The following is a 21677-nucleotide window of genomic DNA, read 5'->3' as shown; positions in this document are numbered from 1 at the left end:
TCAGGACCGGTACAGCTTACGTTGTACAACGCGGTCCGCTCAGGCCGGGGTGTTCTGCACATCACAACAACACACCGATCAGTGTCAAGCTTCCCCGGCTTCAACGGAGTTGGCACCCTATTTGCAAACGCAGGGCCCCGCCGGAACGTTCCGGCGGGGCCCCCGGCCTCGGGCCTACTTGCCCGTGAACTTCTCGTACTCCTTCAGGACCTCTTCGGTCGGGCCGTCCATGCGCAGTTCGCCGCGTTCCAGCCACAGGACGCGGTTGCAGGTGTCACGGATCGACTTGTTGTTGTGGCTGACCAGAAACACCGTTCCGGCCTCCTTGCGCAACTCCTTGATGCGGTTCTCGGAGCGCTTTTGGAACTTGCGGTCACCGGTGGCCAGGGCCTCGTCGATCATGAGGACGTCATGGTCCTTGGCCGCCGCGATGGAGAACCGCAGCCGCGCCGCCATACCGGAGGAATAGGTGCGCATGGGCAGGGTGATGAAGTCGCCCTTCTCGTTGATGCCGGAGAAGTCGACGATGTCCTGGTAACGCTCCCTTATCTGCTCCCGGGACATTCCCATGGCGAGGCCGCCCAGGATGACGTTGCGCTCGCCCGTCAGATCGTTCATCAGGGCCGCGTTGACGCCGAGGAGGGAGGGCTGGCCGTCGGTGTAGACCCTGCCCCGCTCGGCGGGCAGCAGTCCCGCGATGGCGCGCAGCAGCGTCGACTTGCCCGAACCGTTGGAGCCGATCAGGCCGATGGCCTCACCGCGGTAGGCGACGAAGGAGACGCCCTTGACCGCGTGCACCTTGCGCACCCCGCGCGCCGAGTCGTCGGAGCCTCGCTTGAGGATGCGGCTGAGGGCGGCGGTGGCGCTGCCCTTGCCGGTCCTCGCGCCGTTGACGCGGTAGACGATGTGCAGCTCGTCCGCGATGACGGTGGGGACCCGTGCCCCGGTGTTCTGCTCAGCCACGGCCGTACCGCTCCTCAGCCTTCCAGAAGTACACGAACCCGCCGGCGAAGACGACGACGGCCCAGAACAGCGCGATGGCCCAGACATGCGGCGGGAGGTTCGAGGCGCCGTAGTCCTTGATGAGGGCGAAGCGCATCAGGTCCATGTAGATGGCCGCCGGGTTCATCTGGAGCGCACGCATGATCCACTCGGGGCGACCGGCCAGCATGGTGTTGATGGAGAACATGACGCCGGACGCGTACATCCAGGTCCGCAGCAGGAACGGCATCAACTGGGCCAGGTCCGGGGTCTTGGCGCCGAGCCGCGCCACGATCAGCGCGAGACCCGTGTTGAAGAGGAACTGGAGCGCCAGGACCGGGACGATCAGCACCCAGGACAGGCTCGGGTAGCTGCCGAACGCCATCGCCACGGCGAACAGCACGATCATCGAGAAGAGCAACTGCTGGAGCTGCTGGAGCGCGAACGAGATGGGCAGCGAGGCCCGCGGGAAGTGCAGGGCCCGTACCAGGCCGAGGTTGCCGGAGATCGCGCGGACACCGGCCATGACCGAGCTCTGGGTGAAGGTGAAGACGAAGACACCCGTCACCAGGAACGGGATGTACGTCTCACGCGACATGCCCCGCCCGGCCTTCATGATCACGCCGAAGATCAGGTAGTACACGAGCGTGTTCAGCAGCGGGGTGGCCACCTGCCAGAGCTGGCCGAGCTTGGCCTGGCTGTACTGGGCGGTGAGCTTCGCCTGTGAGAAGGCGAGGATGAAGTGACGTCGTCCCCACAGTTGGCGGACGTAGTCGGCGAGGCCCGGCCGGGCGCCGCTGACCGCGAGCCCGTACTTGGTGGCCAGCTCGGTCGGTGTCAGTCCGTCATCGGGCGAGGGGCGGGTGCTCACCGCGACTCCGCCGTCATGCGTTGTCTCACTCACAGGTTGGAGAACTTTCCGTCTTCGGGTTGCGCAGCCTGCCGGCACGGGCGGGAGCCGGGGTCCGGACCCCGCCCGCGTGCTGTCGAGTAAAGAGCTTGTCAGATGACGGGAGGACGGCCCAGTCGGGTCAGCCGCCATACCGTACGCCACTTCATGGGTCGCCGGGGCCCGCAGCGTGTCGTCCAGCCCTCCCGGAACCCGCCGAACCACGCCTTGAGGGCCGCCCGCGAGGGTCGGCGCAGCAGGGTCAGCAGCATCCAGACGCCCAGGTACACCGGGACGAGGAGGAGGGGGAGGTTGCGGCGGGCCAGCCAGACGCGGTTGCGGGCGACCATGCGGTGGTAGACCGCGTGCCGCGAGGGGGCGGTCGTGGGGTGGTACAGCACCATGTCCGACCGGTAGTCGATCATCCAGCCGGCGTTCAGCGCCCGCCAGGCCAGGTCGGTCTCCTCATGGGCGTAGAAGAACTCGTCCGGCAACCCGCCGACCTCGGCGAAGACCTTCGTACGGACGGCGTTGGCGCCGCCGAGGAACGTGGTCACCCGGGAGGAGCGCATCGGGTCGGAGGCGCGCAGCCGGGGGACATGGCGCCGCTGGGTCTCGCCGGTGTCGGGGTCGGCGATGCGGAAGCTGATGATGCCCAGTTCCGGGTCGGCGGCGAAGGCCTCGCGGCACAGCTCCGCGGTGTCGGGGCGGGCCAGGAGGCCGTCGTCGTCCAGGAACAGCAGGATGTCGACGTCGGTGCCGCCCGGACCGAAGGCCTCGATGCCGACGTTGCGGCCGCCGGGGATGCCGAGGTTCTCGGGCAGTTCGACCGTGCGGACGCCCGCGGGGACGTCCGGGACGGGTGAGCCGTTGCCGACCACGACGACCTCGACGGGGGCACCGTCCTGGGTGGCCACCGAGTCCAGCAGGGCGCGGAGTTCGGCCGGGCGGTTGCCCATCGTGATGACGACTGCGCCGACCTTGGCGGCGCCTCCGGCGTGGCCGCTCACTTCAGCCTGCTGGAGGCGAGGACGGACACGAGGTGGAGCAGGGTCTGGAGCAGGGCGATGGCGGCCAGCACGGCGACGCCGAGCCGGGAGAAGAACAGGTCGCCGCGGACCGTGTCCACGATCGCGAGGACCAGGATCAGCAGGGAGGCCTCGATGCCGAGGATCAGCCGGTGGAACTTCAGGGCCGCCGCGGCCTTGCGGGCCAGCGCCATGCCGGAGGAACGCGGCTCGGAGGCCGCCTCCTTGACCGGCGGCAGCCCGCCCTGGTGCCGGGCGACGCCCACGAGGTCGGTCTCGGCCTTGATGAGGATGGCGCCGAGGGCGGCGAGGGTGCCGAGGAAGGCCCACAGCCAGTCGATGCGGCCGGTGCCCCACAGGTCGGCGGCGCGTAGGCCGAAGCCGACCAGGACCGCCGCGTCGGTGAGGTAGGCACCCACCCGGTCGAGGTACACCCCGGCGAGCGAGTACTGCTTCTTCCAGCGGGCGAGTTCGCCGTCCACGCAGTCGAGGAGCAGATAGAGCTGGACCGCCACCACGCCGAGCACGGCGCCCGCCACCCCCGGCACCAGCAGGGCCGGGGCGGCGAGGACGCCGCAGACGGTCATCAGGTAGGTCAACTGGTTGGGCGTGACCCTGGTGTTCACCAGGTAGCGGTCCACCCGCAGGGAGATCTCCCGCATGTAGAGGCGTCCCGCCCAGTGCTCACCGCTGCGCCGGTCCTTCACCCCTTCCGGGTGAACGACGGGGCGGAGTTCAGCTACCGATGGCCTTGACATAGTCGGCGTATGCGTCCTTGATCTGGTTGGTCTTCAGGTCGAGGTGTTCGAGGATCGTGTAGCGGCCGGGCCTGGTCTGCGGAGCGAACTCCACGACCTTGACGAACTCGTCCACGGAGAACCCGATGTCGTCCGGCAGGACGGGCAGGCCGTGGCGGCGCAGTACGTCGGCCATCCGGCCCGCGGTCTCCCGGTCGCCCCTGAGGAACGTCGCGAACACGCCGCCGAGGCCGCACTGCTCGCCGTGGAGCGCCGCGCGCTTGGGGAAGGTCAGGTCGAAGGCGTGGCTGATCTCGTGGCAGGCGCCCGAGGCCGGACGGCTGTCACCGGCGACGGACATCGAGATGCCGCACAGCACCAGGGACTCGGCCAGTGTCGTCAGGAACCTGTCATCGTTGACGCCACCGGGGTGGCGCAGGACCGCCTCGGCGGCCTGCCGGGCCATCGCGGCGGCGAGACCGTCGATCTGCTCGCCGTTCTCACGGTGCGACAGCTCCCAGTCGGCGACGGCGGAGATCTTGCAGATCACGTCGCCGATGCCCGCGCGTACGAACTTGGGCGGGGCCGCGCGGATCACATCGAGGTCGATGATGATGCCGATCGGGTTCGGCACACCGTAGGAGCCGCGGCCCGCGTCGTTGTCGAGCGTCGCGACGGGCGAGCACAGGCCGTCGTTGGCCAGGTTGGTGGCCACGGCGACGAGCGGCAGGCCCACTCGCGCGGCGGCGTACTTGGCGCAGTCGATGATCTTGCCGCCACCGAGGCCGATGACCGCGTCGTAGCGGCCGGCCTTCTTGATGGAGTCGGCGAGCTTGACCGCGCCGTCGATGGTCCCGTCGGCGTCCTCGAACCAGTCGGCCCGCGGGAACGCCGGGGCGAACCGCTCGCGCAGCACCCGGCCGGACCCCCCACTGATCGCGAAGGCCAGCCGGCCGGAGGGCGCGATGCGCTGGTCGGACAGGATCGTCGCCAGATCATCGAGCGCCTTCGGCCGGATGTCGACCACGACCGGCGAGGGGATCAGCCTCGTCAGTACTGGCACGCGATCTCCCGGCCCTTGGCGAGGTCGTCGTGGTTGTCGATCTCGACCCACTTCACCTCGCCGATCGGCGCCACGTCGATCGTGAAGCCGCGGTTGACCAGCTCCTGGTAGCCGTCCTCGTAGTAGAGCTGGGGGTCGCGCTCGAAGGTGGTCTTCAGCGCGTCGGCCAGCTCCGCGGCGGCCTCGCCCTCGATGAGGGTGACGCCGATGTACTCGCCGGTGGCCTCGGAGGGCTCCATCAGCTTGGTGATCCTCTGCACGCCCTTGGCGGGGTCCACGACGACCTTCATCTCCTCGTCGGCGAGGTTCTTCACCGTGTCGAGGGCGAGGATGATCTTCTTGCCGTCGCCGCGGGCGGCGAGCAGCGTCTTCTCGACGGAGACCGGGTGGACGGTGTCGCCGTTGGCGAGGATCACGCCGTCCTTGAGGGCGTCACGACCGCACCACAGGGAGTAGGCGTTGTTCCACTCCTCGGCCTTGTCGTTGTCGATGAGCGTCAGCTTGAGGCCGTACTTCTGCTCCAGGGCCTCCTTGCGCTCGTAGACGGCCTCCTTGCGGTAGCCGACGATGATCCCGACCTCGGTCAGGCCCACCTCGGCGAAGTTGCCGAGGGTCAGGTCGAGGACCGTGAGGCTCTCCTCGTCGCCCTCGGGCCCCACCGGCACCAGCGCCTTGGGCAGGGTGTCGGTGTAGGGGCGCAGGCGCCGTCCGGCGCCGGCCGCCAGCACGAGGCCGATCATGCGGGTTCTCCTTCATCGTGTACGGCGGGTGCGCCACCCTTGTGGGCGGCGACCCAGAAGCGGATGCTCTCACCGAGCACCAGCAGGGCCACGCAGACGGCGAGCGCCGTGAGCGCGAGCTTGAACAGTGCCGCTGTGAGCAGCGTGGCCAGGACGGCGACAAGCAGCGTCCGGCCTTCGTGTCCCCCGATGCTGCGCACCAGCCAGGACGGCGGCGCGCCGGCGTCTCCGCGGATGCGGTACACCGTGTCGTAGTGATGGTAGGCGACGGCCGCGACCAGCCCGAATGCCGCCGGCAGTACGCCGTTTCCGCCCGCCTTGGCCGCGAGGATCAGGACCGTGCCGTACTCGGCGGCGCGGAAGAACGGGGGGACCAGCCAGTCGAGGGCGCCCTTGAGGGGGTGTCCGACCGCTGCGGCCGACAGCAGGACGTAGACGGCCGCGCAGAGGACGACCTGCCAGCCCGCGCCCCACAGCCAGGCGGAGAGGGTGACGAGGACGGCGCCGACGGCGGCGCTGAAATGCGCCGTCACACGAGAGTTGCCGGGCATGACACGGACGAGCAGTTCGGCGAGCGGACCGCTGTCCGTCAGGTCCTTCAGGGCCCGCGCCGCGCGGTCGGTGCGCGTGGCGCGGCGGGTGAGGGAGCGCAGGACGCGCCCCGCCGTGGTGTAGGCGGCGGCGAAGGCGCAGCCGATGAGCAGCACGACGAACGTGATCCGCGGGGTGGTGAGCGCCGTCAGCACGGCGATCATGGCCCAGCGTTCACCGATCGGCAGGACGATCATGCGGCGCGCCCAGACCGTCCAGCCGACGCTGTCGAGGCGGCCCGACAGGGCGGCGGTGGGGCTGGTGTTGGCGGTCGCGTCGTGGTTCGCCTCGTTGAAGGCGAAGTCGACGACGTGGCGGCAGGTCTGCAGGACCATCGCGCCGAGGGCGAGCGCCCATACGTCGTCGCCGCCGCGGGCCGCGCCGAGGGCGAGACCGGCGTAGTAGGCGTACTCCTTGGCGCGGTCGAAGGTGGCGTCGAGCCAGGCGCCGAGCGTGGAGTACTGGAGCGAGTAGCGGGCGAGCTGACCGTCGGTGCAGTCGAGGACGAAGGAGAGGATCAGCAGGATGCCCGCGGCCACGAAGCCGCCGCGGGTGCCGGTGGCCGCGCTGCCCGCCGCGATCAGGGCGGTGAGCAGCGAGGCGGTGGTGACCTGGTTGGGGGTCAGACCGCGGCGGGCGCACCAGCGGGCGATGTAGCGCGAGTACGGGCTGATGCAGTGCGTGGTGAAGAAGCCGTCGCGGGCCTTGACGGCGCTGCGCAGCCGGACGGCCTCGTCGTCGACGGCGGCGACCGCCTGCCGGGCTTCGTTGCGGGCCTGGGGGTCGGCGGGGACGGTGGCGACCAGGGTGCCGAGTTCGGGGCGGTGGACCGGGACGCCGTCGGAGTCGAGCGCCGCGGTGATGCGTTCGGCGAGGCTGCCGGTGCCGGTCTGCCCGACCACGGCGGTGGTCGTGGCGGACGCCTGGTCGGTCACCGCGGAGTGCTCTCGGGCGAGGGCGCGGGTGAGCGCCTGGCGGGCCGCGGGCTGGGCGGTGACGGCGCCGGGCAGGGCGGCGGCCGGGAAGCGGGGGTCGGTGAGGCCGAGGCGCAGCGCGTGCGGATGGCCCACGAATCGGGCGTCGACGAGCGCGACCCGCTGGTCCGCCGGTACGACCGCGAGGAGCGTCTCGGTGTCACCGGCGTCGGTGGCGACCCGCACGTCGAAGCCGAGCGACCGCAGATCGCCCTCGAGCGACGATCCGGGGACCGGCTGTCCGGTGAGGATGGCGGTCGACAGACGAACTCACTCCCTTAAGGCCCGGCACGCGCGGGCGCCGGTCTTGTATGTGGTGCGGACACCCGGGGCACAGGCCAGGGGCGGCATGTCGGCAGAGGCTATCGGATGCCTGGAGGCCGGAATTCACCGACCGTTCACGGGCTGATGTCGACGCCGTCCGCGGGGCCGCCGCCGCGATCATCATCGGGGATCGAAGGGGCACGCTCCAAACTGCGCGCCCATATCCGCCTATTCGTCGCATTACGCCTACACATCGGTCGCGTGTGGGAGGTGTCACAGCACAGGACGGGGACGTATGGACGACGACTGTTGTTCACCGCGCGGGCATAGGGTGGGGGGCCATGACATGGCTGATCACCGGCGGGGCCGGATACATCGGGTCACACGTGGCGCGGGCGATGGCCGCGGACGGTGAGCGCGTCCTCGTCCTGGACGACCTCTCGGCCGGGGCGCGCACGCGGCTTCCGGCCGGCATTCCGCTCGTCCACGGTTCCACGCTGGACGGTGAGCTGCTGAAGCGGGTCTTCGCGGAGCACGCGGTGACCGGGGTGGTCCACCTCGCCGCGCGCAAGCAGGTCGGCGAGTCGGTGGCCCAGCCGACGCGCTACTACCAGGAGAACGTGGGCGGACTCGCGACACTGCTGAACGCCGTCGCGGAGGCCGGTGTCCAGCGGTTCCTGTTCTCCTCGTCCGCGGCCGTCTACGGCAACCCCGACGTGGACACCATCACGGAGCGGACGCCCTGTGCCCCGGTGAACCCGTACGGCGAGACGAAGCTCGCGGGCGAGTGGCTGGTCCGGGCGGCGGGCCGGGCGCACGGCATCGCGACCGTGTGCCTGCGCTACTTCAACGTCGCGGGCGCGGCCGAGCCGGAGCTGGCCGACACCGGTGTCTTCAACGTCGTACCGATGGTCTTCGACCGGCTGACCCGGGGCGAGGCCCCGCGGATCTTCGGCGCCGACTACCCGACGCCGGACGGCACCTGTGTCCGTGACTACATCCATGTCGCCGACCTCGCCGACGCGCACCTCGCGGCGGCCCGGCGGCTGGCCGGGGGCGCGGACGGCGATCTGACCGTGAACATCGGCCGCGGCGAAGGCGTGTCGGTCCGTGAACTCGTCACCCTCATCGGCGACGTGACCGGGGATCCCACGCCCGCGATCGTCGAGCCGCGCAGGCCCGGTGACGCGCCGCGCGCGGTCGCGTCGGCCGCGCTGGCCGAGCGGGAGCTGGGCTGGAGCGCGCGGCGCGGGCTGCGCGACATGGTGGAGTCGGCCTGGCAGGGCTGGCTGCTGCACCACCCAGAGGCCCGTCGCGCCTGACCGGGAGCACCCCTGACCGGCGGGAGGACCCGTGATCGGAACACGGCGGCGGGATTCCCCGCCCGAGGCGCAGGGCAAGATCGAACAGCCGACGATCCGTACGGCAGACTTGGGGCTGAACAACCGATGCGAAGGATGGGTATGCCGATCACACCTGCCACTGCGACGAACCGTGCGTCGAACGGCAACGCCGAAGCCATCTTGCTGGAGCTCGTCGACGAGAACGGCACCACGATCGGCACCGCGGAGAAGCTCACCGCCCATCAGGCGCCGGGCCAACTGCACCGGGCGTTCTCCGTGTTCCTCTTCGACGAGCAGGGCCGTCTGCTGTTGCAGCAGCGGGCGCTGGGCAAGTACCACTCCCCCGGTGTCTGGTCGAACACCTGCTGCGGCCACCCCTACCCGGGCGAGGCCCCGTTCGCGGCGGCGGCCCGGCGGACGTACGAGGAGCTGGGGGTCTCCCCCTCGCTGCTCGCCGAGGCGGGCACGGTCCGCTACAACCACCCGGACCCGGCCTCGGGCCTGGTGGAGCAGGAGTTCAACCACCTGTTCGTGGGGCTGGTGCAGTCCACCGTGCACCCCGACCCGGAGGAGGTCGCCGCGACGGCCTTCGTGACGCCGGAGGAGCTGGCGGAGCGGCACGCGAAGGACACCTTCTCGGCGTGGTTCATGACGGTCCTGGACGCGGCGCGGCCCGCGGTCCGGGAGCTGACGGGTACGTCGGCGGGCTGGTGAACCAGGGGTCCGTCCGGCCCGCGCGGCCGGACGGACCCCGCTGGTCCCCACGAGACGCATCTGGTCCCTACGGACGGACCCATCGGCCCCTACGGGCTCGTCCGTCCCTACGGGCTCGTCCGTCCCTACGGGTTCGGTGAACTCAGCCCGCCCATACGGGTTTCAGCGGCAGGGCGGCCCAGATCACCTTCCCGCCGCTCGCCGTGTGCTCCACATGGCACGCCCCTCCCGCCTCCTTGGTGATCTCTCGCACCAGGAGCAGCCCCCGGCCGCCGGTCTGACCGTGGTCGGCCTCCAGGGCGCTGGGGCGGTAGGGATGGCTGTCCTCCACCGCCACCCGCACCCACTCGGGCCCGACGGCGACCTCCACGGCGAGCATCGGCGACAGCAGCGCCGCGTGCCGGACGGCGTTGGTGACCAGCTCGGAGACGATCAGCAGCAGCGCCTGCACGGTGTCGTCCGAGGCGGGCACGCCCTGGCGGCCGAGCAGATCACGGACGGCATGCCGCGCCTGCGGCACCGAGGCGTCCACGGCCGCGGCGGTGAACCGCCAGACGCCCTCGTACGGCAGCGGCCCCGCTGGTCTGCCGTCGCCCGGTACGTTCCCGCCGCTGTCAGGGCGTGGGCCGGACCCTCCCCCTTGGCTCTCCATCGTCCGGTCGCCACCCTTGCGCTCGATTGTCACCACGCATCGAGTGTTGGGAACGCACTGCTCCGCACCGTATGACTGAACACAAATCGGCAGGTATCGACGACATCTGACCGTCGACGCATGACACGGTCGCTCGTACGACCGTTCCTGTTCCCCTTGCTTCGCCTTCGGAACTCTTCGGGTTGTACGGCTTCGGGGTCCCCGGTCCCGTCGCCCCCGTCCCGTACGGCCCGGGGCGTACGGATAGCATCCGGCCCATGGAGCCGCAGTTGCCGCACAGCGTCACCGACGGGGTCGCGACCGTCGTCATCCACCACCCGGCCAAGCGGAACGCCATGACGGCCGGCATGTGGGAGGCCCTGCCGCCCCTGCTCGACGCGCTGGCCGCCGATCCGGACGTACGGGTGCTGGTGCTCACCGGGGAGGGCGGGACGTTCTGCGCGGGCGCCGACATCTCCACGCTGCGCGCGTCGCCGACAGCGGCGCAGGCGCTGGCCGTACGGGCCGAGGAGGCGCTGGCCGTGTTCCCGAAGCCGACGCTGGCGGCCGTGCGCGGTCATTGTGTGGGCGGCGGCGTGCAGTTGGCGGCGGCGTGCGATCTGCGGTTCGCGGAGGAGGGCGCGCTGTTCGGGGTGACCCCGGCCAAGCTGGGGATCGTCTACCCGGCCTCCTCCACCCGGCGGCTGGCCTCGCTGGTGGGCCCCGGCACCACCAAGTACCTCCTGTTCTCGGGCGAGTTGATCGACGCCGCGCGGGCCCTGCGTACGGGGCTGGTCGAGGAGGTACTGCCGGAGGGCGAACTCGGCAAGCGGGTGGCGGAGTTCACGCGCCTGCTGGGCTCGCGCTCCCTGCTGGCCCAGGCGGCGACCAAGGAGTTCGCGAACGGGCGGACGGACCGGGACGCGTACTGGGCCGAGAAGGCGCGCGGCAGCGGCGATGCCGCGGAGGGCGTCGCCGCGTTCCTCGAGCGCAGGCAGCCGCGGTTCACCTGGACTACGCCAGGCTGAAGCGGCTCTTGGTGCGGAACTCCTCCACGAGGTGGGCGGGCGCCTTCAGCGGGGACCCCGCGTCGTAGGGCGGTTGCGGGTCGTACTCGGTCAAGAGCTGTACGGCCTGGGCGTGTTCGTCGCCCGCGATCCGGCCGAGCAGGGTCAGCCCCATGTCGATGCCGGCGGAGACACCGGCCGCGGTGACGTACTTGCCGTCGAACACGACGCGCTCGCCCGTCGGTTCGGCGCCGAACCCGGTCAGAGCGTCCAGGGCCAGCCAGTGCGAGGTGGCGCGGCGGCCCTGGAGCAGCCCGGCGGCGGCCAGCAGCAGGGAGCCGGTGCACACGGACGTCGTCCAGGTGCTGGTGGCGTCAGCGGCGCACAGCCAGTCGAGGAGTACGGGGTTCTCCGTCTGCGGGATCTGGCCGGGGCCGCCGGGGACGACCACGATGTCGGGGCTTCGCACCTCGGCCAGGGTCCGGTCGGCGGTGAGCGCGAGGGCTCCGGTGTCGGTGCGTACGGGTCCGGCCTGCTCGGCGACGAAGACGGTCTCCGCGTCGGGGAGGCGGCCGAGGGTCTCGTAGGGGCCGACGGCGTCCAGGGCGGTGAAACGGTCGTAGAGGACGATGGCGATCTGCATGGTGCTTCCCTTCGTCGGAGGTGGGGTTCAGGACGGTGGGGGTCAGGGGGTGGCCGCGGGGCGGAAGCGGCGCCGGTACTCCGCCGGGGCCGTGCCGAGAGCCTTCGCGAAGGCACGGCGCATCGACTCGGGCGTGCCGTAGCCGCTGGCGCGGGAGATCTCCTCGACGCCGTCGGCGGTGTCCTCCAGCAGACGGCGGGCATGTTCGAGGCGGACGCGGTCCACATAGCGGCCGGGGGTCGTCCCGGTCTCGGACTGGAAGGCACGGGCGAAGTGGCGAGGGGACAGCCGCGCCCGCGCGGCGAGCGACTCCACGGTGAGGTCGTCGTCCGGGTGCTCGGTGATCCACTGCTGGACCTCGCGCAGGGGCTCGCGTTGCGCGGTCTGGGCGGCGAGTTGGGCGCTGAACTGGGCCTGGTTGCCGGGGCGGCGCAGGAAGACGACGAGGTGGCGGGCGACGGTCAGCGCGGCCTCACGGCCCAGGTCGTCCTCGACGAGGGCCAGGGCGAGGTCGATGCCGGAGGTGACACCGGCCGAGGTGGCGACGGAGCCGTCGCGTACGTAGATGGGGTCGGGGTCGACGTCGATCTCGGGGTGATGGCGGGCGAGCGTCGCGCAGTACGCCCAGTGGGTGGTCGCCCGGCGGCCGTCGAGCAGGCCCGCGCGGGCGAGGAGGGCCGCGCCGGTGCAGACGGAGACCAGCCGCGCGGGACGGCGGCCGTGCGCGCGCAGCCAGTCGACCAGGCGCGGGTCGGGACCGCGGGTGCCCTGGCCGCCCGGCACGAGCAGGGTGTGCGCGGCGGGCGCCTCGGCGAGGGCACGGTCCGGGACGAGCGTGAGACCGCTGGAGGTGCGGACGGGAGCGCCGTCCAGGGAGGCCGTGGTGATGCGGTACGTCCCCGGGCAGCGCGTCTCGGCGCCCGCGAAGACCTCCACCGGGCCGGTGACGTCCAGGCTCTGCACGCCGTCGAAGAGGACGACCAGAAGGGTACGCATACGTCGATTCTTCGCCGGTCGGGGAAGGGCCGCAAGGACGAATACCCCACCTTTCCTGCCATACCTCCCGGCGTCCACGTCGCCCTGGCCGGCGCGGAGCCACGTGACCGAGCGGCGGGGAGCGGCGTGGCCGAATGGTGCGGAGCGACGTGGCCGATCGGCGCCCTGATCGCCCGTTGTCGGGGCCACCTGCCACAATTGCCGCGCAACCTCAGTGGAGAAGGCGGTACGGGACGTGACCACACCCCTCGCAGGGTCCATCGAAAGCAGGATCGCCGAGGAACTCGGCGTACGGGAGCGGCAGGTGCGGGCCGCGGTCGAGCTGCTCGACGGCGGTTCGACGGTGCCCTTCATCGCCCGCTACCGCAAGGAAGCGACCGAGCTGCTCGACGACGCGCAACTGCGCACGCTCGAGGAGCGGCTGCGCTATCTGCGCGAGCTGGAGGAGCGGCGGACGGCGATCCTGGAGTCCGTACGGGAGCAGGGCAAGCTCACCGAGGAGTTGGAGGCGCGGATCCGGGGCGCGGAGACCAAGGCGCGCCTGGAGGACGTCTATCTGCCGTTCAAGCCGAAGCGGCGGACGAAGGCGCAGATCGCGCGTGAGGCGGGTCTGGAGCCGCTGGCCGAGGGCCTGCTCGGTGACCCCGGTGTCGAACCGCTCGCCGCGGCAGCCGCGTTCGTCGACGCCGACAAGGGAGTGGCCGACGCGCAGGCCGCGTTGGACGGCGCGCGGGCGATCCTCACCGAGCGCTTCTCCGAGGACGCGGACCTGATCGGCGAGTTGCGCGAGCGGATGTGGGTGCGCGGGCGGCTGGCCGCCAAGGTGCGGGAGGGCAAGGAGGAGGCGGGCGCCAAGTTCGCCGACTACTTCGACTTCGCCGAGCCCTTCACCGAGCTGCCCTCGCACCGCATCCTCGCGATGCTGCGCGGCGAGAAGGAAGAGGTCCTCGATCTCGTCCTGGAGCCGGAGGAGCCCGCCGAGTCGGCCTCGGCCGCGTCGTCGTACGAGGGCATCGTGGCGCAGCGCTTCGGGATCGCCGACCGTGGCCGACCGGGCGACAAGTGGCTGACGGACACGGTCCGTTGGGCCTGGCGCACCCGCGTCCTGGTGCATCTCGGCATCGATCTGCGCCTCAGGCTGCGCACGGCCGCCGAGGACGAGGCGGTGGCGGTGTTCGCGGCGAACCTGCGCGACCTGCTGCTCGCCGCCCCGGCCGGCACGCGCGCGACGCTGGGCCTGGACCCCGGCTTCCGTACGGGTGTGAAGGTCGCCGTGGTGGACGCGACCGGCAAGGTCGTCGCGACGGATGTCATCCACCCCCATGTCCCGGCCAACAGGTGGGACGAGGCCATCGCCAAGCTGGCGCGCCTGGCCAAGGAGCACGCGGTCGAGCTGGTCGCGATCGGCAACGGCACGGCGTCCCGTGAGACCGACAAGCTCGCCGGTGAACTGATCACCAAGCACCCGGAGTTGAAGCTCACCAAGGTGATGGTGTCCGAGGCGGGCGCGTCGGTGTACTCGGCCTCGGCGTTCGCCTCGCAGGAACTGCCGGACATGGACGTGTCGTTGCGCGGCGCGGTCTCCATCGCCCGCCGCCTCCAGGACCCGCTGGCCGAGCTGGTGAAGATCGACCCGAAGTCCATCGGTGTCGGCCAGTACCAGCACGACCTGTCCGAGGTGAAGCTGTCCCGCTCGCTGGACGCCGTGGTCGAGGACTGTGTGAACGGCGTGGGCGTGGACGTCAACACGGCCTCGGCCCCGCTGCTCGCCCGTGTCTCCGGTATCTCCTCCGGGCTCGCGGAGAACATCGTCAAGCACCGTGACGACAACGGCCCGTTCGCCTCGCGCACGGAGCTGAAGAAGGTGGCACGGCTCGGGCCCAAGGCCTTCGAGCAGTGCGCGGGCTTCCTGCGCATCCGGGGCGGCACGGACCCGCTGGACGCCTCCAGCGTGCACCCGGAGGCGTACCCCGTCGTCCGGCGCATGGTGAAGACCTCCGGCGCGGAGGTGGCCGCGCTCATCGGCAACACGGCGACGCTGCGTTCGCTGAAGCCGTCCGACTTCGTGGACGAGACGTTCGGTCTGCCAACCGTGAGCGACATCCTGAAGGAGCTGGAGAAGCCGGGCCGTGACCCGCGGCCGGCGTTCAAGACGGCCACGTTCAAGGAGGGCGTCGAGAAGATCTCCGACCTGTCCTCGGGGATGGTCCTGGAGGGGGTCGTCACGAACGTGGCCGCCTTCGGTGCCTTCGTGGACATCGGCGTCCACCAGGACGGTCTCGTCCATGTCTCCGCGATGTCCAGGACGTTCGTCAAGGACCCGCGGGACGTGGTGAAGCCGGGCGACATCGTCAAGGTGAAGGTCCTCGACGTCGACATTCCGCGCAAGCGGATCTCGCTGACGCTGCGCCTGGACGACGAGGCCGCCGCGCAGGACAAGCAGGACAAGCAGGGCAACACCGGTGGGCGGCGGCAGCAGCGCGGCGGGCGCCCGCCGCAGCAGCGCCAGGGCCGCCAGGGCGGCGGGTCCCGTCAGGGCGGCGGGTCCCGTCAGGCGCCCCCGCCCGCCAACAGCGCGATGGCCGACGCGCTGCGGCGCGCGGGTCTGCTGGATTCCAAGAACGGCCGCCGCTGAGGTTCGTGGGCCCGGCTTCTCCGCTTCGTCTTCGTCTTCGTCTTCGTCTTCGTCTTCGTCGTCGCGGAGGGGCCGGGCCCGCGGTGTTCCGCGCCTCGGCAGCCGGTCAGTGCGTCACGGCCGCCACCAGCGCGCCCCCGGTGGTCCGGGCCACCACGAAGGACTCCCCCTTCGTCGCCCGGGGATCGAGGGCGATGCGATGGCGGCCCGCGGCCAGGACGTCGTCGAAGGCCTCGTGGACATGGACGCGGTGCAGTCGGTCCTGGCGGTAGGCGGTGACCTGGACGCGGCAGGTGGAGGTCACCTCGAGTTCCGCCGTGTCGCCGACCGCGGTCAGCTCGGTGAGGCGGCGGCGCTCCACGGGGGTGCGGTCGAGGGCGTCTTCGATCTGTGCGACGAGCAGGGGCACGATCGGGGCGAGCCCGTCGACCCAGGCGACCTCGGCGCCCGCGCGGGCGAACGCCTCGCGCACGGCGGCCCGTCGAGGCTCGCCGACCGCTCTGCCGAACGCCACCGCGCCGTAGCCACGCAGCTCCTCGGCGGGCACGTCGGTGGCGTCGTAGGCGATCTCCGCGCCGATGCCGATGGTGCGCAGCGCGGCGGCGAGCCGGGCCAGGACGGCGACCCGGGAGCCGATCAGCAGCACCCGGTGCCGCGGCGCCGCAGGGCTGTCGAGCAGGGAGGTGAGGGCGCTGCGATAGGCGTCGCCGCGGAAGCGGAACGGGCCGATCCCGTGGTAGCCGTTCAGCTCCAGATCCGCCCGCTCGCGCGTCTGCCAGGCGAAGTCGCGCCACACGAAGTCGTCGCCGTCCTTCTCGATGACCGCGGTGACCGCGCCGCAGGACAGGTCCTCGCACTCCGGGCAGCCGTAGATGACGTAACGGCCGCCTTCGAGCGGGGCGTCGGCCTCCAGGAGGAGGCTGTGCACCTGCGCGGTGAAGATCGCGGGCGGTATGTCGGAGGCGAGCGGGGAGACGGCGTCCAGGTCGGAGAGCTGGAACAGCAGCGGACGTCCGTCGACGACGAAGTCCACGAAGTCCCGGTGCACTTGGTAGTCACCGCCTGGGAGAACACCACCGGCACGGATCGCCGGTGCCAGGCCGAAGGTCGCGTACTCGGCAGACATGGTGTGAGTATTCCCACACTGTACGTGATGTGAGCACGGCAGCGCACATTCGGCTAGCGTCCGGGCGTGGACAGTGAGCGAAGCGATGTTGTGATCGTGGTCGGTGGCGGGGTCATCGGGCTGACGACGGCGATCGTCCTGGCGGAGAACGGCCGACGGGTGCGGGTGTGGACGCGGGAGCCCGCCGAGCGGACCACCTCGGCGGTCGCGGGCGCCCTGTGGTGGCCGTACCGGATCGAGCCCGAGGCCCTCGTGGGCGAGTGGGCCCTCGAATCCCTCGCCGTGTACGAGGAGTTGGCGGCGCGGCCCGAGGTGACGGGCGTCCGTATGGTCCCGGGTGTGCTCGGCGAGACACGGCTGGACGAACTGGGGCCATGGGCCGCCCGGATCAAGGGACTTCGCGCGGCGACGGATGCCGAGTACGCCGGGACGGGGCTGTGGGCGCGGCTTCCGCTCATCGACATGCCGACCCATCTGCGGTGGCTGCGCGAGCGGTTGCTGCGGGCGGGAGGGCGCGTCGAGGCACGTACGATCGCGGACCTGGCGGAACCGGCCACCGAGGCGTCCGTCGTCGTCAACTGCACCGGCCTGAGCGCCCGCGAGCTGGTGCCCGATCCGCTGGTGCGCCCGGTGCGCGGGCAGCTCGTCGTGGTGGAGAACCCCGGTGTCACCACCTGGCTGACGTCGGTGGACCCCACGTCCGAGGCGGGCACGTATCTGTTCCCGCAGCCCGGCGGGCTGATCCTGGGCGGCACCGCCGAGGACGACGCCTGGTCGCTCACGCCCGATCCCCGTACGGCCGAGCAGATCATGGCGCGGTGCGCGGCGATGCTGCCGGAGATCGCCGGGGCGCGGGTCCTCGAACACCGGGTGGGGCTGCGGCCGGTACGGGAGGCCGTCCGGCTGGAGCGCGAAGTGCTCCCCGGTGGGGGGATGTTGGTGCACAACTACGGGCACGGTGGCGCAGGTGTCACGGTGGCGTGGGGATGCGCGCGCGAGGCGGCCGAGTTGGCGGACTCGGCTGTCTGAGGAGGCGTCAAGGGCGTGGCTTCGACGGCCGGATGACGATCTTACGGCCGTCGGTGCCATGGACACGGCTGGGGCTCAAGGGACTGAATAGTGTCCGAACAGACTTCATGCGCCTACGACTTGGAGTTCTCGTGCACCGCAGACTCATCACCCCGGGAGCCCTCGCCGCCGCTTCCCTGCTGCTGGCGATCCCGGCATCCGCGGCCGACTACCAGCCCGGGGCTCCGGGCGCCGGAGACGCCTACTACCCGAACTACGGCAACGGCGGATACGACGTCTCTCACTACGACCTGAGGCTCAAGTACCGGCCCGCGACGGACGAGTTGGAGGGCACGGCGACCATCCGGGCCAGGACCACCGAGGATCTGTCCCGCTTCGACCTGGACTTCCTGCTGGATGTCGGCGAGGTGCGGGTGAACGGCGCGAAGGCCTCCTTCGCCACCTCCGGCGAGCACGAGCTGGAGATCACCCCGGCCACCCCGCTGCGCCGGGGCACGCCGCTGACCGTCGTGGTCCGCTACAGCGGGGTGCCGTCCACGAAGAGCGCCTACGGGTTCAGTACCTGGCACCGCACCCCGGACGGCGCGATCGCCGCGGACGAGCCGGAGTCGGCCTGGTGGTGGTACCCGAGCAACGACCACCCGAGCGACAAGGCGACGTACGACGTGTCGGTGCAGGTGCCGGACGGCACCCAGGCGATCTCCAACGGCACGCTGCTGCCGACGCGTTCGAAGCAGGGCTGGACCACCTACACCTGGCGGCAGCACAAGCCGCAGGCGACGTATCTCACCACGCTCGCGGTCGGCAAGTTCGACATCACCACGGGGAAGACGTCGACCGGCGTCCCGATCATCAACGCGTACAGCAAGGACCTCGGCACCTACGACCGGGCCGCGCGGGCGAGCCTGGAGCGCACCGGGGAGATCGTCGACTGGCTGAGCGGCTACCTCGGGCGGTACCCGTTCGACTCGGTCGGCGGGTACGTCCCCAACACGACCACGTCGTACGCGCTGGAGACGCAGACGCGCGTGTACTACAGCCCGAAACAGTTCGCGAAGGGCGCGAACCCCTCGGTCGTCGTGCACGAGCTGGCCCACCAGTGGTACGGCGACTCCGTGTCGCTGAAGGGCTGGAAGGACATCTGGATCAACGAGGGCTTCGCGCGGTACGCGCAGTGGCTGTGGTCGGAGCACGAGGGCGAGGGCACGACACAGGAGCTGGCGGACCAGGTGTACGCCTCGCACCCGGCCGACGACCCGTTCTGGACGGTCAGGCCCGGTGACCCGGGCCCGGACGACCAGTTCGACATCGCGGTCTACGACCGGGGCGCGCTCGCCGTCCAGGCGCTGCGCGACGAGGTCGGGGACAAGGCGTTCTTCGCGCTGCTGAAGGGCTGGCCGAAGGAGCACGCGTACGGCAACGCCTCGGTCGCGGACTTCCGGGCGTACGCGGAGCGCGTGTCCGGCAAGCCGCTGGCCGCGCTCTTCGACACCTGGCTGTTCCAGCCGTCGAAGCCCGCGGCACGCGGCGCGGTGTCCGCCACACAGACCCCGGCCGCCGCGGCCCCGCCGAAGTCCTGGCAGAAGATCGCCGCGACGAACGACATCCACGCGGGCTGATCCCCGCGACTCCGCAGGCGGCCCGGGGCGGATGCTCCGGGCCGCCTCGTTGGCAGGCCGGGCCACCTCACCGGAGGGCGGCCCGCCTCACCGAGGGCCTCGGCGCCGTTACGGCGTGATGCGGGTCGGGCCCTGGTTCTCGGTCTGGGCGCGGCGGCGGCCGAGTGCGAACCAGCCGCCGACGAGCAGGGCCGCGATCACGGGCAGGAGCAGCAGCGTCTTGCGGCCGACCACGGGGTCGTTCCACATGAGGACGAGGACGGCGACCAGGAAGCCGATGGTCGCGATCTCCGTGACCGGGCTGCCGGGCAGCCGGAAGGACGGCCGGGTGACCAGGCCCGCCTTGGCGCGGCGGACGAAGACCAGGTGGCAGATCATGATGATCACCCAGGTGCTGATGATGCCGAGGGACGCCACGTTCAGCACGATCTCGAAGGCCTGGCTCGGCACGAGGTAGTTCAGGCCGACGCCGAGCACGCACACCGCGCAGGTGAGCAGGATGCCGCCGTAGGGGACCTGGCTGCGGTTCATCCGCGCCGTGAACTTCGGCGCCGACCCCGCCATGGCCATGGAGCGCAGGATGCGGCCGGTGGAGTAGAGGCCGGAGTTCAGCGAGGACATCGCGGCGGTCAGCACGACCAGGTTCATCACGTCACCGGCCGCCGATACGCCGATCTTCGACAGGACGGTGACGAAGGGGCTCTCGCTCGCGGAGTAGACCGAGCCGGGCAGCAGCAGCGCGAGCAGGATCACGGAGCCGACGTAGAACAGGCCCACGCGCCACATGATCGAGTTCACCGCGCGCGGGACGACCTTCTCCGGCTCGGCGGTCTCGCCCGCGGTGACGCCGACCAGTTCCAGGGCCGCGTAGGCGAAGATCACGCCCTGCATGACGATGACCACGGGCATGACCCCGTGCGAGAAGAAGCCGCCGTTGTCGCCGATCACGCTCAGGCCCGGGGTGTGGCCGCCCACCGGGTGCTGGGTGGCCAGCAGGAAGATGCCGATCAGCATGAAGCCGACCAGGGTGGCGACCTTGATGATCGCGAACCAGAACTCCATCTCGCCGAAGATCCGCACCGAGATCAGGTTCACGGCCAGGACGACCGCGAGCGCGATCAGGGCGAGCACCCACTGCGGGACGGAGGTGAACATGCTCCAGTAGTGCGTGTACAGCGCGATGGCGGTGATGTCTGCGATGCCGGTCGTCGACCAGTTGAGGAAGTACATCCAGCCCGCGACATAGGCGCCCTTCTCGCCGAGGAACTCACGCGCGTACGACACGAAGGACCCGGACGAGGGCCGGTACAGGACCAGCTCGCCCAGCGCGCGGACGACGAAGAAGGCGAAGACACCGCAGACCAGGTAGGCCAGCGCCAGGGCGGGACCCGCGTTGTGCAGCCGGCCGCCCGCTCCGAGGAAGAGGCCCGTGCCGATCGCCCCACCGATCGCGATCATGTTGATGTGGCGGGACTTGAGGTCCTTGCTGTAACCGGCGTCGCCCGCGTCCTTGGGCTGGTGACTCGCACCGCCATGGGATGCGGCCACGGCCGTGTTCACGGCGTCCTTGCTCACGCGTGGATCTCTCTCTGTGGCTCGGTCAGTGCCTCGGTCCGGCACCTGAGAGGCGACACAGACCGACGGGTCACCCTCTCCCACGAATCTCTGCGGACGCGATAGCGCAGATCACATAGCGGGACTTCTCACATGTTCTCCACTGTTCTCCATCGTTCTCCGCTGTTCTCCATATGCTCACCGAATGTCCCGATTTGCGGCCGTCGATCGACGCCACGTGATCGCGCGAGGTTTCACAGCATTGGTGGGACAGCAATACTGCTCCATATGACGACCGAGACCGAGGAGCCGACGCTCACCGTCGACGAGCTGGCCGCGCGCGCGGGCGTCACGGTCCGCACCGTCCGCTTCTACAGCGCCAAGGGGCTGCTGCCCCCGCCGGTGATCGGGCCGCGGCGCGTGGGGCACTACGGGCCGGGGCATCTGGCCCGGCTGGAGCTGATCGACGAGTTGCAGCGCCAGGGTATGACGCTGGCCGGGATCGAACGGTATCTGCGGCAGCTTCCCACGGACCTCACCGCGCGCGACCTCGCGCTCCAGCGGGCCGTCGTGGCCTCCTGGGCGCCGGACGCCGTGGAGGCGGTGTCCCGGAAGGAGCTGGAACGGCGCGCGGGACGGGCGCTGGACGAGGACGAGCTGGAGCGGCTCGCGGCGCTCGGGGTCATCGAGCGGGCGGACGACCGCTTCCACATGGACCCCGGGCTGCTGCGTCTCGGCGTCGAGCTGATCGACGTCCCGCTGACCCATGAGACGGTCCTCGCCGCCCGCACCGTCCTGACCGAGCACTCCCGGGCCGCGGCGCACGCGCTGTCACGGCTGTTCCGCGACGCCGTGGCCGAGCGCGACCCCACGGACGTACGGTCCCTGTCCGCGCATATGCACCCGCTGGTGGTGCAGGCGCTGCTCACCACGTTCCAGCGCTCCCTGAAGGAGGAGCTGCGGGAGTGGCTCGCCCGGCCCGCGCAGGACGCCCAGGACGCGCAGGACATGCCGGACACGCAGGACCGGTGAGCACGCGGGTGCCCGCGGAGACCGGAAGCCTCCGCGGGCACCTGCGAACCGATACGCGGTCCGAGTCGCGAACCGGCGCGG

General features: G+C 71.0%; 19 protein-coding genes. 7 read left to right on the top strand and 12 right to left on the bottom strand.

The window, feature by feature from the left end; translation table 11 throughout:
* Positions 1-174: 174 nt before the first annotated feature.
* From NGF19_RS12555 to NGF19_RS12525, 7 genes are all read right to left on the bottom strand, one after another.
* The gene (locus tag NGF19_RS12555) at positions 175-963 is read right to left on the bottom strand and encodes an ABC transporter ATP-binding protein (protein ID WP_252424907.1); all 789 of its coding nucleotides are present in this window, start codon (positions 961-963) and stop codon (positions 175-177) included.
* Complete coding sequence (locus tag NGF19_RS12550; protein ID WP_252424906.1) at positions 956-1885, bottom strand: ABC transporter permease; 930 nt, start codon at positions 1883-1885, stop codon at positions 956-958. Before NGF19_RS12550 ends, NGF19_RS12555 begins: the two co-directional genes overlap by 8 nt.
* A 98-nt stretch (positions 1886-1983) precedes the next feature.
* Positions 1984-2829 (bottom strand): glycosyltransferase family 2 protein, encoded by an 846-nt coding sequence (locus tag NGF19_RS12545; RefSeq protein WP_252424980.1) that lies wholly within the window; start codon positions 2827-2829, stop codon positions 1984-1986.
* A 47-nt stretch (positions 2830-2876) separates the two neighbouring features.
* Positions 2877-3656, bottom strand: coding sequence for a CDP-alcohol phosphatidyltransferase family protein (locus NGF19_RS12540; protein WP_252424905.1), 780 nt, complete (start codon positions 3654-3656; stop codon positions 2877-2879).
* Complete coding sequence (locus tag NGF19_RS12535; RefSeq protein WP_252424904.1) at positions 3634-4698, bottom strand: iron-containing alcohol dehydrogenase family protein; 1065 nt, start codon at positions 4696-4698, stop codon at positions 3634-3636. Before NGF19_RS12535 ends, NGF19_RS12540 begins: the two co-directional genes overlap by 23 nt.
* Complete coding sequence (locus tag NGF19_RS12530) at positions 4686-5438, bottom strand: phosphocholine cytidylyltransferase family protein (RefSeq protein ID WP_252424903.1); 753 nt, start codon at positions 5436-5438, stop codon at positions 4686-4688. The genes NGF19_RS12535 and NGF19_RS12530 overlap by 13 nt, the downstream gene beginning before the upstream one ends.
* On the bottom strand, positions 5435-7267 hold the full coding sequence (locus NGF19_RS12525; RefSeq protein ID WP_252424979.1) for a DUF5941 domain-containing protein: 1833 nt from the start codon (positions 7265-7267) through the stop codon (positions 5435-5437). The genes NGF19_RS12530 and NGF19_RS12525 overlap by 4 nt, the downstream gene beginning before the upstream one ends.
* A 341-nt stretch (positions 7268-7608) precedes the next feature.
* Between NGF19_RS12525 and galE the strand changes: the two genes are divergently transcribed.
* The gene (galE, locus tag NGF19_RS12520; protein WP_252424902.1) at positions 7609-8589 is read left to right on the top strand and encodes a UDP-glucose 4-epimerase GalE; all 981 of its coding nucleotides are present in this window, start codon (positions 7609-7611) and stop codon (positions 8587-8589) included.
* 141 nt (positions 8590-8730) lie between these two features.
* Complete coding sequence (gene idi, locus NGF19_RS12515) at positions 8731-9324, top strand: isopentenyl-diphosphate Delta-isomerase (protein ID WP_252424901.1); 594 nt, start codon at positions 8731-8733, stop codon at positions 9322-9324.
* Between the two features lie 142 nt (positions 9325-9466).
* On the opposite strand, the gene NGF19_RS12510 is transcribed toward idi, so the two are convergent.
* The gene (locus NGF19_RS12510) at positions 9467-9976 is read right to left on the bottom strand and encodes an ATP-binding protein (RefSeq protein WP_252424978.1); all 510 of its coding nucleotides are present in this window, start codon (positions 9974-9976) and stop codon (positions 9467-9469) included.
* A 257-nt stretch (positions 9977-10233) separates the two neighbouring features.
* Here NGF19_RS12510 and NGF19_RS12505 point away from each other — a divergent pair, with 257 nt between their 5' ends.
* Entirely contained in the window at positions 10234-10983 is a 750-nt protein-coding gene (locus NGF19_RS12505) for an enoyl-CoA hydratase/isomerase family protein (RefSeq protein ID WP_252424900.1), read from the top strand.
* Here NGF19_RS12505 and NGF19_RS12500 read toward each other — a convergent pair.
* Together NGF19_RS12500 and NGF19_RS12495 are read right to left on the bottom strand one after the other, a co-directional pair.
* Entirely contained in the window at positions 10970-11605 is a 636-nt protein-coding gene (locus NGF19_RS12500; protein ID WP_252424899.1) for a DJ-1/PfpI family protein, read from the bottom strand. The two genes, NGF19_RS12505 and NGF19_RS12500, sit on opposite strands and share 14 nt — an antisense overlap.
* A 42-nt stretch (positions 11606-11647) precedes the next feature.
* Positions 11648-12601, bottom strand: coding sequence for a GlxA family transcriptional regulator (locus NGF19_RS12495; RefSeq protein WP_252424898.1), 954 nt, complete (start codon positions 12599-12601; stop codon positions 11648-11650).
* Between the two features lie 235 nt (positions 12602-12836).
* Here NGF19_RS12495 and NGF19_RS12490 point away from each other — a divergent pair, with 235 nt between their 5' ends.
* On the top strand, positions 12837-15236 hold the full coding sequence (locus tag NGF19_RS12490) for a Tex family protein (protein WP_252424897.1): 2400 nt from the start codon (positions 12837-12839) through the stop codon (positions 15234-15236).
* Positions 15237-15342: 106 nt separating this feature from the next.
* Here NGF19_RS12490 and NGF19_RS12485 read toward each other — a convergent pair whose 3' ends face one another.
* Positions 15343-16362 (bottom strand): oxidoreductase, encoded by a 1020-nt coding sequence (locus NGF19_RS12485; RefSeq protein ID WP_252424896.1) that lies wholly within the window; start codon positions 16360-16362, stop codon positions 15343-15345.
* 66 nt (positions 16363-16428) lie between these two features.
* On the opposite strand from NGF19_RS12485, the gene NGF19_RS12480 reads away from it, so the two are divergent.
* Both NGF19_RS12480 and NGF19_RS12475 read left to right on the top strand, forming a co-directional pair.
* Complete coding sequence (locus NGF19_RS12480; protein ID WP_252424895.1) at positions 16429-17391, top strand: FAD-dependent oxidoreductase; 963 nt, start codon at positions 16429-16431, stop codon at positions 17389-17391.
* 131 nt (positions 17392-17522) lie between these two features.
* On the top strand, positions 17523-19010 hold the full coding sequence (locus NGF19_RS12475) for a M1 family metallopeptidase (RefSeq protein WP_252424894.1): 1488 nt from the start codon (positions 17523-17525) through the stop codon (positions 19008-19010).
* A gap of 108 nt (positions 19011-19118) precedes the next feature.
* On the opposite strand, the gene NGF19_RS12470 is transcribed toward NGF19_RS12475, so the two are convergent.
* Positions 19119-20585: an amino acid permease gene (locus NGF19_RS12470; protein ID WP_252424893.1), complete on the bottom strand. Its 1467-nt coding sequence runs from the start codon at positions 20583-20585 to the stop codon at positions 19119-19121.
* 267 nt (positions 20586-20852) lie between these two features.
* Between NGF19_RS12470 and NGF19_RS12465 the strand changes: the two genes are divergently transcribed.
* Positions 20853-21596 (top strand): MerR family transcriptional regulator, encoded by a 744-nt coding sequence (locus NGF19_RS12465; protein WP_252424892.1) that lies wholly within the window; start codon positions 20853-20855, stop codon positions 21594-21596.
* Positions 21597-21677: the final 81 nt, after the last annotated feature.

Origin of the sequence: Streptomyces macrolidinus, assembly GCF_023887685.1 — a bacterium.
In the GTDB taxonomy this organism is placed as follows: domain Bacteria; phylum Actinomycetota; class Actinomycetes; order Streptomycetales; family Streptomycetaceae; genus Streptomyces; species Streptomyces macrolidinus.
Note: the sequence above shows the minus strand (reverse complement) of the source record. Positions and strands in the feature narration are given on the sequence as shown.

Excerpts from the sequence above, each read along its gene's own strand:
- NGF19_RS12545 (WP_252424980.1), bottom strand. The coding sequence starts at position 2,829 with ATGGGCAACCGCCCGGCCGAACTCCGCGCCCTGCTGGACTCGGTGGCC.
- NGF19_RS12540 (WP_252424905.1), bottom strand. The coding sequence starts at position 3,656 with ATGTCAAGGCCATCGGTAGCTGAACTCCGCCCCGTCGTTCACCCGGAA.
- NGF19_RS12530 (WP_252424903.1), bottom strand. The coding sequence starts at position 5,438 with ATGATCGGCCTCGTGCTGGCGGCCGGCGCCGGACGGCGCCTGCGCCCC.
- galE (WP_252424902.1), top strand. The coding sequence starts at position 7,609 with ATGACATGGCTGATCACCGGCGGGGCCGGATACATCGGGTCACACGTG.
- idi (WP_252424901.1), top strand. The coding sequence starts at position 8,731 with ATGCCGATCACACCTGCCACTGCGACGAACCGTGCGTCGAACGGCAAC.
- NGF19_RS12510 (WP_252424978.1), bottom strand. The coding sequence starts at position 9,976 with ATGGAGAGCCAAGGGGGAGGGTCCGGCCCACGCCCTGACAGCGGCGGG.
- NGF19_RS12505 (WP_252424900.1), top strand. The coding sequence starts at position 10,234 with ATGGAGCCGCAGTTGCCGCACAGCGTCACCGACGGGGTCGCGACCGTC.
- NGF19_RS12500 (WP_252424899.1), bottom strand. The coding sequence starts at position 11,605 with ATGCAGATCGCCATCGTCCTCTACGACCGTTTCACCGCCCTGGACGCC.
- NGF19_RS12495 (WP_252424898.1), bottom strand. The coding sequence starts at position 12,601 with ATGCGTACCCTTCTGGTCGTCCTCTTCGACGGCGTGCAGAGCCTGGAC.
- NGF19_RS12485 (WP_252424896.1), bottom strand. The coding sequence starts at position 16,362 with ATGTCTGCCGAGTACGCGACCTTCGGCCTGGCACCGGCGATCCGTGCC.
- NGF19_RS12465 (WP_252424892.1), top strand. The coding sequence starts at position 20,853 with ATGACGACCGAGACCGAGGAGCCGACGCTCACCGTCGACGAGCTGGCC.